This window comes from Streptomyces musisoli, from assembly GCF_016741855.1.
Classification (GTDB): Bacteria; Actinomycetota; Actinomycetes; order Streptomycetales; family Streptomycetaceae; genus Streptomyces; species Streptomyces musisoli.
Genome location: NZ_JAERRH010000137.1, coordinates 1 through 279 on the forward strand (window position 1 = coordinate 1; position 279 = coordinate 279).

At 65.6% G+C, this 279-nt stretch carries 1 protein-coding gene; it reads left to right on the forward strand.

What is annotated here, in order from left to right; translation table 11 throughout:
• Positions 1–279, forward strand: a 279-nt coding sequence (locus JK361_RS40815; RefSeq protein WP_201828306.1) for a zinc ribbon domain-containing protein, incomplete at both ends; no start/stop codon positions are given.

The window sequence follows — 279 nt, forward strand, 5'->3', positions numbered from 1 at the left end:
ATCGTGCTCGAAGACCTGCGGGTCAAGAACATGTCCGCCTCGGCGTCCGGCACCGTGGCCGAGCCCGGCCGCCGGGTCCGTCAGAAGGCCGGCCTCAACCGGGCCATCCTCGACAAGGGGTGGCACCGCCTGGAACTCGCCCTTACCAGCGCCGCCCGGTACACGGGAACGACGCTGGTGAAGGTGAGCCCCGCGTATACGTCGCAACGCTGTTACGCCTGTGGGTTCGTCACCGAAGGAAACCGAGAGAGCCAATCGGTCTTCGTGTGTAAGAACCCT